At 69.4% G+C, this 15650-nt stretch carries 14 protein-coding genes; 9 read left to right on the plus strand and 5 right to left on the minus strand.

From position 1 onward, the window contains the following. Window positions 1–121 precede the first annotated feature (121 nt). The 4 genes from F3J18_RS16560 to F3J18_RS16575 all read left to right on the plus strand — a co-directional run bounded on the left by F3J18_RS16560 (window position 122) and on the right by F3J18_RS16575 (window position 5954). Window positions 122–1378, plus strand: a complete 1257-nt coding sequence (locus F3J18_RS16560) for an oxalate decarboxylase family bicupin (protein WP_025100051.1) — start codon at window positions 122–124, stop codon at window positions 1376–1378. Window positions 1379–1465: 87 nt separating this feature from the next. After that, window positions 1466–2773: an Nramp family divalent metal transporter gene (locus tag F3J18_RS16565; RefSeq protein ID WP_166913374.1), complete on the plus strand. Its 1308-nt coding sequence runs from the start codon at window positions 1466–1468 to the stop codon at window positions 2771–2773. A 246-nt stretch (window positions 2774–3019) separates the two neighbouring features. Further along, on the plus strand, window positions 3020–4936 hold the full coding sequence (locus F3J18_RS16570) for an SMP-30/gluconolaconase/LRE-like region family protein (protein WP_166913375.1): 1917 nt from the start codon (window positions 3020–3022) through the stop codon (window positions 4934–4936). Between the two features lie 73 nt (window positions 4937–5009). Beyond that, the gene (locus F3J18_RS16575; protein ID WP_047837987.1) at window positions 5010–5954 is read left to right on the plus strand and encodes a LysR substrate-binding domain-containing protein; all 945 of its coding nucleotides are present in this window, start codon (window positions 5010–5012) and stop codon (window positions 5952–5954) included. A 90-nt stretch (window positions 5955–6044) separates the two neighbouring features. Here F3J18_RS16575 and F3J18_RS16580 read toward each other — a convergent pair whose 3' ends face one another. Further along, window positions 6045–7019, minus strand: coding sequence for a threo-3-hydroxy-L-aspartate ammonia-lyase (locus F3J18_RS16580; RefSeq protein WP_166913376.1), 975 nt, complete (start codon window positions 7017–7019; stop codon window positions 6045–6047). A gap of 23 nt (window positions 7020–7042) precedes the next feature. Here F3J18_RS16580 and F3J18_RS16585 point away from each other — a divergent pair, with 23 nt between their 5' ends. Continuing rightward, window positions 7043–7213, plus strand: coding sequence for a hypothetical protein (locus F3J18_RS16585; RefSeq protein ID WP_166913377.1), 171 nt, complete (start codon window positions 7043–7045; stop codon window positions 7211–7213). 92 nt (window positions 7214–7305) lie between these two features. Then, complete coding sequence (locus F3J18_RS16590) at window positions 7306–8436, plus strand: DSD1 family PLP-dependent enzyme (RefSeq protein ID WP_166913384.1); 1131 nt, start codon at window positions 7306–7308, stop codon at window positions 8434–8436. 22 nt (window positions 8437–8458) lie between these two features. Here the strand turns inward: F3J18_RS16590 and F3J18_RS16595 are convergent, their stop codons facing one another. Continuing rightward, the gene (locus F3J18_RS16595; RefSeq protein WP_166913378.1) at window positions 8459–9430 is read right to left on the minus strand and encodes an ornithine cyclodeaminase family protein; all 972 of its coding nucleotides are present in this window, start codon (window positions 9428–9430) and stop codon (window positions 8459–8461) included. Between the two features lie 177 nt (window positions 9431–9607). On the opposite strand from F3J18_RS16595, the gene F3J18_RS16600 reads away from it, so the two are divergent. Both F3J18_RS16600 and F3J18_RS16605 read left to right on the plus strand, forming a co-directional pair. Further along, a complete protein-coding gene (locus F3J18_RS16600) occupies window positions 9608–10018 on the plus strand; it encodes a RidA family protein (RefSeq protein WP_025100058.1) in 411 nt (136 codons plus the stop codon). A 24-nt stretch (window positions 10019–10042) separates the two neighbouring features. Continuing rightward, complete coding sequence (locus tag F3J18_RS16605; RefSeq protein ID WP_166913379.1) at window positions 10043–11377, plus strand: dicarboxylate/amino acid:cation symporter; 1335 nt, start codon at window positions 10043–10045, stop codon at window positions 11375–11377. A 106-nt stretch (window positions 11378–11483) separates the two neighbouring features. Here F3J18_RS16605 and F3J18_RS16610 read toward each other — a convergent pair whose 3' ends face one another. From F3J18_RS16610 to F3J18_RS16620, 3 genes are all read right to left on the minus strand, one after another. Next, window positions 11484–12647 (minus strand): porin, encoded by a 1164-nt coding sequence (locus F3J18_RS16610; RefSeq protein ID WP_166913380.1) that lies wholly within the window; start codon window positions 12645–12647, stop codon window positions 11484–11486. A 567-nt stretch (window positions 12648–13214) separates the two neighbouring features. After that, window positions 13215–14153 (minus strand): 2-hydroxyacid dehydrogenase, encoded by a 939-nt coding sequence (locus F3J18_RS16615; protein WP_166913381.1) that lies wholly within the window; start codon window positions 14151–14153, stop codon window positions 13215–13217. A 202-nt stretch (window positions 14154–14355) separates the two neighbouring features. Then, window positions 14356–15012 carry a M24 family metallopeptidase gene (locus F3J18_RS16620; protein ID WP_025100062.1) on the minus strand — a complete coding sequence of 219 codons (657 nt, stop codon included), beginning with the start codon at window positions 15010–15012 and terminating at the stop codon, window positions 14356–14358. Between the two features lie 189 nt (window positions 15013–15201). On the opposite strand from F3J18_RS16620, the gene F3J18_RS16625 reads away from it, so the two are divergent. Beyond that, window positions 15202–15650, plus strand: a 449-nt coding sequence (locus tag F3J18_RS16625; RefSeq protein WP_166913382.1) for a hypothetical protein, incomplete at its 3' end; no start/stop codon positions are given.

The following is a 15650-nucleotide window of genomic DNA, read 5'->3' on the forward strand; positions in this document are numbered from 1 at the left end:
TTTTATTTTCATCGGATTTGCATTTAACTGGTCACACGAATTCACCACCCCGAATCACTCGATTGAAATTCGAATGGCAATTCGCATCCCCGCAATCCCGAAACCCATAACGGAGTCAGGCATGACCAATCTGCAACGTCGCAAGATGCTCGCGCAAACGGCCGGCGCGCTGGCCGCGGCGGGCGTCGCCGCCTCGGCGAAAGCCGCTTCCTTCGGCAATCCCGACAGCCCGCCGGAAGGCGCGATCAATGCCGCCAATCCGCGTAGCCTGGTGGACCCGGGCCCGAAGAATCCGCCGCTCGCCAATCAATTCCCCGCATTCCAGGATCCGCCCGCCACCGACGTGGACGGCATGCCCCTGTTCTGGTCGTCATTCAATAACGCGCATAAGCGAATCCAGAATGGCGGTTGGGCACGCCAGGTTACGCAAGACGATTTTGCAATTTCCGAAACGATTTCCGGCGTGAATATGCGCCTGACGCGCGGCGGCATTCGCGAAATGCATTGGCACCAGCAAGCGGAATGGGCGGTGATGCTGGACGGCCGCTGCCGGATCACCATCCTCGACGAACTGGGCCGCCCGCAGGTGGCCGACGTGAAGCAGGGCGATCTCTGGTATTTCCCGCCGGGGCTGCCGCATTCGCTGCAGGGAATCGGCTCGGACGGCTGCGAGTTCATGATCGCCTTCGACGACGGCAAGGCTTCCGAATTCAACACCCTGCTGCTGACCGACTGGATCGCGCATACGCCGCCCGAGGTGCTGGCGCTGAACTTCGGCGTGCCGGCCGATTCGTTTCGCAACATCCCGACCGACAACCTGTGGATCTTCCAGGGCGACATGCCGGGGCCGCTGGCCGAGGCGCAGCGCGCCGCCGCCTCGTCCAAGGGCTCGCCGCCCTATCCCTTCGTGTTCTCGCTCGGCGACCTGCGGCCGCTGGTGAAGACGCGCGGCGGCGAGGTACGGATCGCCGACAGCAGCAACTTCAACGCCTCGAAGACGGTGGCCGCGGCGCTGGTGACCGTGCATCCGGGCGGCATGCGCGAGCTGCACTGGCACCCGAACGCCGATGAATGGCAGTACTACATTCAGGGCGAGGCGCGCATGACGGTGTTCGATACCGGCCCCAAGGCGATGACGGCCGATTTCCGCGCCGGCGATATCGGCTACGTGAAGAAGAGCCTCGGCCACTACGTGCAGAACACCGGCACCACCGACCTGGTGTTCCTGGAGATCTTCAAGACCGACCGCTACCAGGAGGTCTCGCTGTCCGACTGGCTGGCCCACACGCCGCCGCAACTGGTCGAGGCGCACCTGAAGCTCGCGCCCGAGGTGATCGCGCAGTTCCCGCGCACGCGCCCCGACGTCGTGCCGCTCTGATGCGCCGCGGCGCGGCCGGCGCCTTCCCGCCGGCCGCGCCACGAGACCGAGACAGGCCCTCCCTCCAGCCCAGAATCCCAATACGACATGTCCTCCATTCCGAGCAAACTCGCCGCCGGCCTCGCGCTGCCGGGCCTTTCCACCGAACGCACCGAACAGGCCGCGCGCGCCGTGCTCGAAGGGCGCCGCCGCGGGCTCGCCGCGCTGCTGCCCTTCGTCGGGCCGGCCGTGGTCGCCTCGATCGGCTACATGGACCCCGGCAACTTCGCCACCAATATCCAGGCCGGTGCCGCCTACGGCTACCAGTTGCTGTGGGTGGTGCTGGCCGCCAACCTGGTGGCCATGCTGTTCCAGGCGATGTCGGCCAAGCTCGGCATCGTCACCGGCCGCAACCTGGCCGAGCTGTGCCGCGACCACTTCCCGGCGCCGCTGGTGTGGACCATGTGGATCGCCTCCGAGATCGCCGCGATGGCCACCGACCTGGCCGAGTTCCTCGGCGGCGCGCTGGCCTTCGCGCTGCTCTGCCACCTGCCGCTGATGGCGGGCATGGTGGCCACCGCGCTGGCCACCTGCGCGATCCTGCTGCTCGAGAAACGCGGCTTCCGCCCGCTCGAGGCGGCCATCGCGGCCCTGGTCGGCCTGATCGGCGCGAGCTACCTGGGCGAGCTGCTGATCGCGCCGCAACACTGGAGCTCGGTGGCCTGGCACCTGGTGGTGCCGCAACTGAGCGATCGCACCGCGCTGACGCTGGCGGTCGGCATCATCGGCGCCACCATCATGCCCCACACGCTCTACCTGCATTCGGGGCTCACCCAGCAGCGCACCGCGCCGCGCAACGACACGGAGCGCCGCCGCCTGCTGCGCTTCTCCAACCGCGAGGTGGTGGTCGCGCTCGGCCTGGCCGGCGGCGTGAACCTGGCGATGGTGCTGACCGCCGCCTCGGCCTTCCATCACGGCGCGCCCGGCATGAGCGACATCGGCCAGGCCTATCACGCCCTGATCCCCGTGCTCGGGCCGGCCGCCGGCGCGCTGTTCCTGGTCGCGCTGCTGAGCTCGGGCATCTCCAGCTCGGTGGTGGGCACCATGGCCGGGCAGATCGTGATGCAGGGCTTCATCCATCGCCGCCTGTCGATCTGGCTGCGCCGCGCGATCACCATCGTGCCCGCCTTCGCGGTGGTGGCCGCAGGCTGCGACGTCACGCATGCGATGGTGCTGAGCCAGGTGGTGCTGAGCTTCGTGCTGCCGATGCCGATGATCGCGCTGCTGGTGCTCTCGGCGCGGCGCGAGCTGATGGGCGCGTTCGCGCCGGGCCGCGCGCTGCTCGCGGTGGCGGCCAGCGCGACGCTGCTGATCCTCGCGCTGAACGGCTATCTGATCTGGGCCGCCTGGCAATGACGCGTCGTGCTCCGAAATGAATCGGCAGCACTGAACCTGGTGGGCACGCCATCGCCCCTGTCGCCCCCGACATGAACATGTCAGCGGGGCGACAGGTCTGTCACGAAACCGTGACAATCGCCGCTTTCCCGCGCCCCTCGCGGCCCGATTCGAGGCTGCGGAATTTTTTTCCGATTTCTCTGTGATATCTGTCTGACGTTTGTCGGCCCCCGCCCTCGCCGCCCGCCCCTCGTCAGGAGACCTCACATGTCCAAGCCCCGTCTTCGCGCCGCCGCCGCCATCGCCGCCGCCTGCCTGGCCGCCTTCGCCCCGCTCGGCCACGCGCAATACGCCACCGACTGGATCGCCAACACCTACGGCACGATCGCCTCGCACGTCGGCAACGGCGCGCGCTCGCTGTGGATCGCGCCGGAAGGCGTGGTCTACACGGCCTCGTTCTGGGACGAGAACGCCGGCGGCGTCGGCGTCTACCAGAACGGCAAGACGCTCGGCTCGATCGGCACGCATGCCGAGTTCCAGGGCGGCGCGATCACCGGCAACGCCACCTCGATCTTCACGCCGCTGCAGGGCAAGAACCAGAGCGGCTTCGTCGGCCGCTACAACCGCTCCACCGGGCTACGCGACCTGACCATCAACGTCAGCGTGTGGAGCAACATCAGCAAGTACGACGTGATCACCGGCCTGGCCACGGCCGGCACCACGCTGTACGCGAGCGACTACTTCGGCAACCGCGTGCGCGTGTTCAGCACCGATGGCGTCTGGCAGCGCGACATCCAGATCGCCAGCCCCGGCGCGCTGGCGCTCGATGCGGCCGGCAACCTGTGGATCGCGCAGAAGAACACCGGCACGATCGTCGAGTACAGCGCGGCCGGCGCCCTGCTCAACACCATCCAGATGGGCGCCAGCGCGCGACCCTCGGCGCTCTACTACGACACGCCGACCGGCCAGCTGATGGTGGGCGATTCGGGCCCGGACATGAACATCAAGCGCTATTCGGTGACCGGCCAGCCGACCCTGGCCGGCACCTTCGGCGTGACGGGCGGCTACCTCGACACCACCACCGGCATCAAGGGCCAGGTGGGCGACAAGCGCTTCACGCGCGTGGTGGGCATCGGCCGCGACGCGGCCGGCACGCTCTACGTGCTCAACAATCCCTGGGGCGGCGGCTGGGACCTGGGCCGCAACGGCCCCACAGACCTGCAGGCCTACGACGGCAACGGCAACCTGATCTGGAAGCTGCAGGCGCTGAACTTCGAGGCGCTGGCCGCGCCCGACCCGGCCACCGACGGCGCGCTGTTCTACAGCGGCATGAACATCTATTCGGGCAGCAGCGGCGGCAACTTCGTCGCCAACACGGTCGATCCCTTCACCTACCCGAACGATCCGCGCCTGTCGATGACCGACTACCAGCGCGGCCAGCATTTCGGACAACTGGTCAGTGTCGGCGGCAACCGCATCCTGGTGGCCAACGGGCAGAACCCCGACATCTACAACTTCTATCACTTCAACCCCGCCGCCAGCGGCTATATCGCGATCCCCGACGGCTCGCTGCCGGGCAAGCTGTTCGGCGCCAGCGCGATCGTCACGGGCGGCTTCTGCCTGGACGACAACGGCGACGTCTGGGCCGGCCTGCAGGGCTCCAGCCAGGTCACGCACTGGCCGTTCGCGGGCTTCAACGCGAGCGGCGCGCCGTCCTGGGGCAAGGGCGTGGCGATGCCGGTGCCGGCCAGCTCGCAGCCGACCTCGCGGGTGATCTACCAGAGCTCGACCGACACCATGGTGCTGGCGCAGGGCTTCGCCGGCTTCTGGGACTGGACCGCGATGAACGGCCATATCGAGATCTATCACGGCTGGATGGCCGGCAATCGCACGCCGAACCCGGTGATCGACCTGGCGAGCCCGAACCCGAAGACGATCGCCGTGGCCGGGCGCTACCTGTTCGTCGGCTACGTGCACACGGTGCCGAACATCGACGTGTTCGACCTCACCACCGGCAGCCTGGTCACCACCCTGGTCAACACCAATACCGTCTCGATGGATGTCGGCAACGACGTCGACTCGATGTTCGGCCTGCGCGCCTACCTGAGCTCGACGGGCCAGTACGTGCTGACCAAGGACAATTACAATGGCTCCAGCATCGTCGTGTACCGGTGGACGCCCTGATCCGCTCGCCCGAGCGGACGGGACGAGCGGCCGGCACGACGCCCTCTCCCGACCCATCGATACCGGAACGCCCTTGCTCGACCTCGACGACATGCGCATGATCCGCGCGCTCGGCGCCGCGCGTTCGCTGGCCGCCGCCGCGCGCCTGCTCGATCTCACGCCGCCGGCCGTGACCTCGCGCCTGCAGCGGCTGGAAGAACGGCTCGGGCTGCGCCTCGCGCTGCGCGAGGCGCGCGGCGTGACGCTGACCGAGGAAGGCCGGCAACTGCTGCAGGAAGCCGTCGAACTGCTGGAGCGGATCGAGTCGATTCCGGCGCGCCTGGCCGGCGACAGCGGCCAGGTGGGCGGCAAGCTGCGCATCGTCGCGCCGTTCGGCTTCGGCCGCGCCCACGTCGCGCCGATCGTGCGCGACCTGCATCGCGACCATCCCCGGCTGCAGATCTCGCTGCAACTGGCCGACAACCCCTTCGCGGCCGCGCCGGAAGCCGACGTGGTGGTGCATATCGGCCAGATCCGCGCCTCGTCCTGGATCGGCCACCATCTCGCGCCCAACGAGCGGCTGCTGTGCGCGAGCCCCGAACTGGCGCGACGCCTGGTGCTCTCGCATCCCTCCGAGCTGACCCGCTACCCCTGCCTGTGCCTGCGCGAGAACGACGAGGAGCAACTGCGCTGGCGCTTCACGCCCGACGTGCCGCCCCGCCGCGGCGCGCCGCCGGCCAAGCCGGTGACGGTGCGCGTGAGCGGCCTGCTCGGCTCCAACGACGGCACCGTGATCAGCGACTGGGCCGCGGCGGGCCTGGGCATCATCGAGCGTTCGGAATGGGATGCGGCGCCGCTGATCGCGGCCGGGCGGCTGGTGCGCGTGCTGCCGGGCTGGCGGCTCGCGCCGGCGCCGGTGATGGCGCTGGTGCCGGATCGCCGGCAGCTGACGATCCGCCAGCGCCTGTTCCTCGAGGCCGCCAGGCGCGCGCTCGATCCGCCGCCGTGGCGGCGCTCGGCCGGCACGGCGGCGCAATGAAAAACGGGAGGTCGTTGCACTCGCAACGACCTCCCGTTTGCATCGAGGGCATGGATGGCGCGGCGGACCTCGCAGGGCCCCCCGCGAACTTCAGCCCGCCGCGCCGATCAGCGCGCAGAACTTCTCCAGGTCGACATTGCCGCCGCTGACGATAACGCCCACGCGCTTGCCCTCGAGCTCCGCCTTGCGCTGGCGCACCGCCGCGAAGGACAGGCAGCCGGTCGGCTCGACCAGCATCTTCATGCGCGAGGCGAAGAAACGCATGCACTCGACCAGCTCGGCATCGCTGGCGGTCAGGATCGCGTTCACGTCGCGGCGGATGATCGGGAAGGTCAGATTGCCGAGATGCTGCGTCTGCGCGCCGTCGGCGATGGTCTTGGGCGTATCGATATGGACGATCGAGCCCGAGGCGAAGGATTGCTGGCCGTCGTTGCCGGCTTCCGGCTCGACGCCGTAGAGCTCGGCGCCCGGCGACAGCTCGCGGGTGGCCAGCGCGGTGCCCGACAGCAGCCCGCCGCCGCCGAGCGGCGCGAACACGGCGTCGAGCGCGCCCACTTCCTGGAACAGCTCGGCGGCCGCCGTGCCCTGCCCGGCGATCACGTCGGCGTGGTCGTAAGGCGGAATCAGCGTGAGGCCTTCCTTCTCGGCGAGCGCGCGGCCGATCTGCTCGCGGTCGTCCCGGTAGCGATCGTAGATCACCACGCGGCCGCCGTAGCCGCGCGTGGCGGCCACCTTGGCGGCCGGCGCGTCGTGCGGCATCACGATGGTGGCCGGCATGCCGAGCAGCCTGGCCGACAGCGCGATGGCCTGCGCATGGTTGCCCGAGGAGAAGGCCACCACGCCGGTCTTGCGCTGCGCCTCGCTGAAGCGCGACAGCGCGTTGAAGGCGCCGCGGAACTTGAAGGCACCCATGCGCTGGAGGTTCTCGCACTTGAAGAAGACCTGCGCGCCCAGTTCCTCGTCGACGGTGCGCGAGGTCAGCACGGGCGTGCGGTGGGCGTGACCCGCGATGCGTTCGGCGGCGGCGGCGACATCGGCATAGGTCGGGAGGTTCGGCTGGCTCATGAGGGGCTCACTGGGACGGATCGATGGAAATCGAGCTCGGTCGGCTGGACCGGATTCGAGATATTTTGTCCAAATCGATACTTTTTGTCAAATTCGATGAAGGCGCGCGAACCGCGCATCGAACCCGCAGCTTAAGACAGAAGGCGGCGCGCCGGCATTCAGGCAAGCTGAATGCCCGGTTTCGCGGCGCTTAATCCCGACGCGGCGCGGCGCCCCTATCATGCTCGAACCGAAACCCGACGCGGCCGGGCCTTGCCCGGCGCCGCGCTCCCCGAAGGATCCCATGATGCGAATCGACACGCTCCCCACCCCGTCGGCCCTGATCGACGTGCCGCGCATGCAGCGCAACATCGAGCGCATGCAGCAGCGCCTGGACGCGCTCGGCGTGCGCTTCCGCCCGCATGTGAAGACCACCAAGTGCGAGCCGGTGGTGCGCGCCCAGCTCGCGGCCGGCGCGCGCGGCATCACGGTCTCGACGCTCAAGGAAGCCGAGCAGTTCTTCGCGCAGGGCATCGACGACATCGTCTACGCGGTCGGCATGGTGCCCGGCAAGCTGCCCCAGGCGCTGGCGCTGATCCGGCGCGGCTGCGACCTGAAGCTGGTGGCCGACAGCCTGGTTTCGGCCAAGGCGATCGCCGCCTTCGGCCGCGAGCAGGGCGCGAGTTTCGAGGTGTGGGTGGAGATCGACGTGGACGGCCATCGCTCCGGCCTCGCGCCCGCCGACGAGCGCCTGATCGAGGTGGGCCGCGCGCTGGTGGACGGCGGCATGAAGCTCGGCGGCGTGCTCGCGCATGCGGGGTCGAGCTACGACTATCACCGCCACGAGGACCTGGTGCGGATCGCCGAGCAGGAACGCGCCGGCGCGGTGCTGGCGGCCGAGCGGCTGCGCGCGGCGGGCCTGCCCTGCCCGGTGGTCAGCATCGGCTCGACGCCCACCGCGCTGTCGGCCGAGCGGCTCGAGGGCGTGACCGAGGTGCGCGCGGGTGTGTATGTGATGTTCGACCTGGTGATGCACAACGTCGGCGTGTGCGGCACCGACGAGATCGCGCTGAGCGTGCTGACCACCGTGATCGGCCACCAGGAGGAAAAAGGCTGGGCGATCGTCGACGCGGGCTGGATGGCGATGAGCCGCGATCGCGGCACCCAGCGCCAGGCGCGGGACTTCGGCTACGGGTTGGTATGCGCCGAGGACGGCAGCGTGCTCGACGGCTACCTGCTCGGCAGCGCGAACCAGGAGCACGGCATCCTGCAGCGCGTGGGCGAGCCCGATCGGGAGATCGCCACGCGCCTGCCGATCGGCACGCGGCTGCGGATCCTGCCGAACCATGCCTGCGCCACCGGCGCCCAGCATCCCGAGTACCAGGCGATCGCGGCCGACGGCTCGGTGCAGACCTGGCCGCGCTTCTACGGCTGGTAAGCGCGGCCGAGCGCCTCCCGCCTCACCAGGGCCAGGCCACGCGCGTGCCGAGCCGCGCCTGTTCGGCGCGCTCGAGCAGCATGCGCGCCACGGTCAGGTCCTGCAGCGCCAGGCCCGTCATGTCGAATACGGTGATCTCGTCGGCGCCGCGCGGGAAGGCCCCGGGCGCGGCCAGCAGTTCGCCGAGTTCGGCGCACTCGCGCTCGGGCGCCCATTGCGCCTCGCCGATCTGGCGCGCCTGCGCGCGATCGTCGACCACCAGCCGCGCGCGGTCGAGCAAGCCCGCCGGCAGCTCGCGCTTGCCCTTGGTATCGGCGCCGACCGCGTTCAGGTGCGTGCCGGGCCGCACCGCCTCCAGCCCGAACAGCGCGCCGCCGCCCGGCGTGGCCGTGATCACGATATCGCTGCCGGCCACCGCCGCATCGGCGTCGCGCGCGGCCGAGATCGCGCAGCGCGCGCCGAAGCGCGCCTCGAAGGCCGGATCGGGCTCGCGCGCGGCCGTCAGATAGACCACCGAATCGATCGAAGGCAGCAGCCGCAGCGCGAAATCCAGCTGCACGCCCGCCTGCACGCCGGTGCCGAACATGCACAGCCGGCGGCTGTCGGGCCGCGCCAGCGCGCGCAGGCCGAGCGCGCCCGCCGCGCCGGTGCGCATGGTGGTGATCGCATTGCCGTCGATCACGCAGCGCGGCCGCCCGGTGGCCGGGTCGACCAGCATCACGGTGGCCTGGTGCGGCTCGCCGCCCAGGCCGCGATTGGCGGGCCAGAAGCCGGCCGCCTTGAAGCCGAGCAGCGCCTCGTCGGGCACGTCGCCGGCCTTGATGCCGAACACGCCGCCGCCGGCCAGCGGCTCGCGGATCACCGGGAACACGCGCCCGGCGCCGCGCCGGTGCAGGTCGAAGGCGGTCTCGACGGCGGCCAGCACGTCATCGGGCGTCAGCAGGCGCTCCACCACGTTCTTGTCGAGCAGCAGCAATTCGGCCTGGTTTCTCATCGTCGGGCTCCTTCCTCATCCATGTTTCGTTCGCGCGGAGGCACGCCATCCTGGCGCGCCCGTTGCCGACCGGCAATCGGTCATTCCCGCTATTGTACATTTCTTCTATTCTTGTATATTTCGTCCAGTTCGCGAATCCGTTCGCCGCCGTCCGTCCATTCCTCCGGAGTCCCTACCATGTCCGAACTCGATACGGCCCTGCCGATCCTCACCGCCAATTGCGCGCGCATCGCGCCGCCCGCCGGCCATTACTCGCATGTCTGCGTGGCCGCCGGCCTGGTCCACGTTTCGGGCCAGTTGCCCGTGTCGGCGGCCGGCGAGCCGCTCGCCGCGCGCCCCTTCGAGGAACAGGTCCGCCAGGTGCTCGCCAATCTCGACGGCTGCCTGGCGCAAGCCGGCGTGACGCGCGCGGCGCTGGTGCAGGTGCGTGTCTACGTCACCGATATCGCCATGTGGCCGGTCTTCAACCGCCTCTACGCCGAGTGGATCGGCGCGCATCGCCCGGCGCGCGCGGTGGCCGGCGTGAGCGAGCTGCACTACGGCGCGGCCGTCGAGGTCGAGGCCGTCGCGCTGGCGCGTCCCGCCTGAGCCCCGTCAATCAGGAGTCCCGAGATGAATCCGCAACGCAAGCTCACCCGCTGGATCCTGCTCGCGATGGCGCTCGGCGTCGCGGTCGGTTATGCCTGCCACCTGGCCGCGGGCAGCGCCGCCGAGGCCAACGCGATCGCCGCGAACTTCGCGATCGTCACCGACATCTTCCTGCGGCTGATCAAGATGATCATCGCGCCGCTGGTGTTCGCCACCCTGGTGTCGGGCATCGCCAGCATGGACAACGCCGGCACGATCGGCCGCATCGGCCTGCGCGCGATCGGCTGGTTCGCCTGCGCCTCGCTGGTCTCGCTGGCGCTGGGCCTGGCCTTCGTCAATCTCGCGCAGCCGGGCGCGCATCTGGACATCGCGCTGCCCGCCGCGAGCCAGTCCACCCACCTGAAGACGGACGCGCTGAACCTGAAGGACTTCCTCACCCACCTGTTCCCGCGCAGCATCACCGAGGCGATGGCGAACAACGAGATCATGCAGATCCTGGTGTTCTCGGCCTTCTTCGGCATCGCGCTGGGCAAGCTGCGCGGCGAGCCCGGGCGCTTCCTGAAAGGCGCCATCGACGGGTTGGTGGAGGTGATGCTGCTGGTCACGCATGCCGTGATGGGCTTCGCGCCGCTCGGCATCTTCGCGGCCATCGCGGGCGTGGTGACGGTGCAGGGGCTGGCGGTGATCCTCACCTACGGCAAGCTGATCGGCTGGTTCTATGTCGCGCTCGCCGCGCTGTGGCTCGCGCTGTACGCGATCGGCCGCGCCTGCATGGGCCCGCGCATGCGCGAGCTGGCCGTGTCGATCCGCGAGCCGGTGATGATCGCCTTCTCCACCGCCAGCAGCGAGGCGGCCTACCCGAAGCTGATCGAGGTGCTGCAGCGCTTCGGCATCCGCAAGCGGCTGGTCGGCTTCGTGCTGCCGCTCGGTTACTCGTTCAACCTCGACGGCTCGATGGTGTATCAATCCTTCGCGGCGATCTTCGTGGCGCAGGCCTTCAACGTGCCGATGTCGCTGGGCCAGCAGGTCTCGATGCTGCTGATCCTGATGATCAGCAGCAAGGGCATGGCCGCCGTGCCGCGCGGCTCGCTGGTGGTGGTCGCGGCGATCCTGCCGATGTTCCACCTGCCCGAGGCGGGCTTGCTGCTGGTGATGGGCATCGACCAGTTCTTCGACATGGGGCGCACCGCCACCAACGTGCTCGGCAACAGCATCGCCACCGCCGTGCTGGCGAAGTGGGAAGGCGAACTGGGGCCGCGCGTCGAGCCCGGCCAGGGCCAGGCCGAGGCCGAGGCGGCAAACCCGCCCGAGCTTGCGCAGGCGGACGTGGTGACGCCCGTCGAAGCCCAGCCGCGCTGATATCGCCACGCCAATGAAAAAGCGCCGGGCCGCTCGCGCGGGACCGGCGCTGTCTCGTTCCGGACAGGCCGCGAGCGGCCCCTCCGAAGCGATATCGATCAGGACATCAGAACTTGTGGCGGATACCCACGCGCGCGGCCACCTGGTTGCTGGTGCCGTTGCCCGACGGGCCGAAGAAGGCCGTGCTCGAGCCGATCTGCGCCTGCACGTCCTGCGCGCCGTTGCGGCCCGAAGCCTTCTGGTAGATCGCCAGCAGGTAGACGTCGGTGCGCTTGGAGAGCGCGTAGTCGAGGCTCGCGTCGACCTGGTTCCAGTGGCCGCCGAACGCGTCGTGCATGCGCGTGTAGGTATAGGCCAGGCCGCCCGCGAGAGCCGGCGTGAAGTTGTAGCGGCCGCCCACGTCCACCGCGTCGAGCGCCGTGGTCGCGCCGTTCAGCGCCTCGATGCGGGTGTTCGTGTACAGCGCGAACAGGGCCGCGTTGGCGAGCTGGTAGCGCGTGCCGACGCCGAAGGTGCGCAGGTCCTTGCCGCCGCCGGTGCCGCCCGCCGCCACGTTGGCGATCGAGGTCGGGAAGGCCGGGACTTCGGCGGTCGGGTAGCTGATGTCGGTGTAGGCCGCGCCGATCGAGAAGGCGCCCGCCGCGTAGTTCAGGCCGAAGCTGTAGGCACGCGAGGAACCGGTCGAGCCGCTCACCGGCGCCGAGCCGCTGAATGCGCCGGCCTGGTTCGAGAAGCCGTACAGGGCACCGAAGGTGACGCCCGAGAAGTTCGCCGACGAGAACTTGACCGCGTTGTTGATGCGGCTGTTCACCAGTTGGTCGAAGTCGTTGATGTGGTACGCGTAGTTGCCGGCGACGGTGTTGGTGCCGGCCGAATACTGGTTGCCGAGCACGTCGGTGGAGAACGTGTACTGGCGACCGAAGGTCAGCGAGCCGATGCCGTTCTTCGACAGGCCCACATAGGCCTGGCGGCCGAACATCGCGCCGCCCTGGTTGATCGCGCCGGTGCCGGTGTTGAAGCCGTTCTCGAGCAGGAAGATCGCCTTCAGGCCGGAGCCGAGGTCTTCCGAGCCGCGCAGGCCCCAGCGCGTGCCCTGCGCCACGCCGTCGTCGTACTTGAAGCGCTTGGCCGAGCCGGTGGTGCCCACCGCGCTGTGGTTGACGTAGCTGATGCCGGTGTCGATCAGGCCGTAAAGCGTCACGCTGCTCTGGGCGTGCGCGAGGGAAGCGAAAGCGGCGATTGCCGCGGCGGCGGTCATTTTCTTGAGCAAGGTCGTCTCCTGCGAACGGCGCTGCCGGGCCGTGCGCGAGCACGGCGAGCGAGGCAGCACCGAATCTGGTGCGGTGTGAATTGAGTGTTATCGAAGCGATGGCCGGTTGTGCCGGCAGCGCCCGAACCGGTTGCGCGAACGTGTCGCCGCGTTGGCCGGTATCGGCGCGGTGGATGTCGGGATGACCGCGGCGCGAGTGTACTGCTTCGGCTCGCCAGGCCAAAGAGAAGTGTCGATTCGCTGTCGAATCAGTTGCGAAATTGCATCGTTTTCGGCGTTGGCGAAGGCACAAAAACAAACAGGAAGCAGCAATCCGTAAGGGTTGTCACGGAGAAAGCGGGCGGCGCGATGCCAGGAAGTGTGGCGGATCGAGGCTCGCGAAGCGGCTGTTCGCAGGCGCTTCGCATTTCGATACGCCGCTTCGCGTCATGCGTTTCGATACGGTTTTCCGCAGGAAATCGGGCTTTTCGAGGGGGTTTTGCGCGAAAACCGGGAAGCACGCCATTCGCGCGCCCGGTCTTTCGCTTCGCATGAAGCCGCTCTTCGTCACCTCGCCTGAGCCGGCGCTCAGGCTTGCAGCGGCGTGAGCAGCGGCTGCCCGGCGAAGTGGCGCGCGGCGTTCTCGAGAAACAGCTCGATGGTGCGATCGCGCGCCTCCGGCGACGTGCCGGCCACGTGCGGCGTCAGCACCACCGAATCGAGCCCGACCAGCTCGGCGGGCGGCTCGGGCTCGCCTTCATAGACGTCCAGGCCGGCACCGGCGATCCGGCCGTCGCGCAGCGCGGCGGCCAGCGCGGCCGTGTCGACCACGCTGCCGCGCGAGACATTGACGAGGAAACCGCGCGCGCCGAGCGCCGCCAGCACCGCCGCGTCGATCAGGTGCCGCGTGTCGGCGCCGCCGGGCGTGGCGACCACCAGGTAGTCGGCCCAGCGCGCCAGCTCGACCACGGCCGGGAAGTAGCGGAATTCGGCGCCCTCGCGCGGCCGGCGGTTGTGATAACCGATCTCCAGATCGAAGGCGGCCGCGCGGCGCGCGATCTTGGCGCCGATCCGGCCCAGCCCGACGATGCCGATTCGCTTGCCGGAGAAATTCGGCTGCATCGGCAGCGCGTCGCGCCAGACGCCGGCCCGGCACGCGGCATCGAGCCGGACCACGCCGCGCACCGTCGCCAGCAGCAGGGCAAAGGCGTGATCGGCCACGCAATCGTCGTTGGCGCCCACGCCGTGCGCGATCGCGATGCCGCGCCGGCGTGCCGCCGCCACCGGCAGGTTCTCGTAGCCGGCACCGAGCGCATTGAGGAAGGCGAGCCTCGGCAGGCGCTCGAGCTCGTCCTCGGTGAGGCCGGTGCTGCCGTTGGTCAGCACCGCCTCGACCTTGGCGCCGTGCTCGGCCACGGCCTGCGCGCGCGAGGCCTCGTCGGGGGCATGGATCAGGTCGAACTGCGCGGCGATGGCGGCGCGCGCGTCGTCGCGCAGCGGAATCAGGACCAGCAGGGTCGGCTTCATCGCGATTCACCGGGAACGGGCGGGGATGCCGGGCAGTGTAGCAAGCAGGGGCTGGCGCGCGGCTGACGGGTGGATGGCAGCAAGCCGGAGCGATGCGAATGCGGCGTCACATTCGACGTCATGGCGGAATGCGCCGCCGAAGCCACCCGAATTCCAATGCAATCGCCTCGCTCCGCGATTCAGCGGCGCCCGGTGCCTCGCCTCAAATCAGCAGATCCTCGTAGAACGCGCCGAACGGCCGCGTCGGATGCGCGATCTGGATCTCCAGCACCCACAGCCCGCGAGCCGGCACGCCGGGATAATCGCCGAGATTGCCGGCCTTGTGGATCGCGTGCGGGAAATCGCTGACGCGATGGCCCTTGATATCGACGTTCAGGCGCCAGCCATGCGCCTCGGCGCGCTCGGCCGCGTAGCGATAGAGCTCGGTGCCGCCCGCGCCGCTGACGCGCCAATGCTCGGCCACCTCGTCGAACACCGTCTTCGCGGCGCGCGCGCAAGCCTGCATCGCCGCGTCGCCGCCCACCACGAAGGTGGCGCCCGCGTCGCCCTCGTGGCGGTCCCAGACCGCGCCGAGATCGACGAAGAAGATGTCGTCGGCGGCCAGCACCGGGTCGTGCCCGGGACGCTCCTTGAAGGTCTTCAGCGTGTTCTCGCCGAACCGGATCAGGATCGGGTGCCAGAGGCGATCCATCCCCATCTCATGCAGCAGCGCCTTGCAGCGTGCGTTCGCCTCCGATTCGCGCATCCCCACGCCGATTTCCAGCGCCATCGCGTCCACCGCGCGCCAGGTCATGGCGCGCGCATGCTCCATCGCCGCCATCGAGAAATGCTCGCCCACCGCCTGCCTGCCGTCGTCCATCCTGTCTTCCATCGCCTCGAATTCCTGGTTACGGGTCCGCCGATCCCGACATGCCGCGGATATCGGCATCGTTATATTCTGCTGTATATTACGTGACATCTCGCAACCCCGATCTACAGGATCGTGCCGGCGGCGCGGTGGCCCGCTGTTCGGGCCCGCGGCCGCGCGTGGCGCGACAGGTGCATGAGCATGTCAACACAATGGACGGACGATGAGGTCCGGCATGGCGAACTGTCGGCGCGGATCGTGCCGGTGCGGCGCCGCGACGATACCGAACGCGCGGCGCTGATCGTCGACGTGGTGGACGCGTTCGCGCGGCTGCGCGGCAGCCTGGTGCGCTTCGTCGCGCTGTTCGCCGACGCCCGGACGCAGGCGGCCTACCCCGCCGCGGCCGCGCATGCGGGGCACGCGGCGGTCGATTCGCGGCGCTTCGACGTGCTGCTCGCCGCCCTGGTGCTGAGCGCCGAGCGCGCGCGCTTTCGCCGGCTCGCCGAGCTGCGCGGGCTGGTCGAGCGCGTCACGCGCGCCGAAACCTTTCGCGACGTGATCTTCGCGCCGCCGCCCTCGGCCGGCCCCGCCGCGCTGCGCGAGGCGGCGCTCTCGCTGGAACGCCTCGACGCCGAGCTGATCGGCCTGTG

The organism is Burkholderia sp. Ax-1720 (genome assembly GCF_011753035.1).
GTDB lineage: Bacteria > Pseudomonadota > Gammaproteobacteria > Burkholderiales > Burkholderiaceae > Burkholderia > Burkholderia gladioli.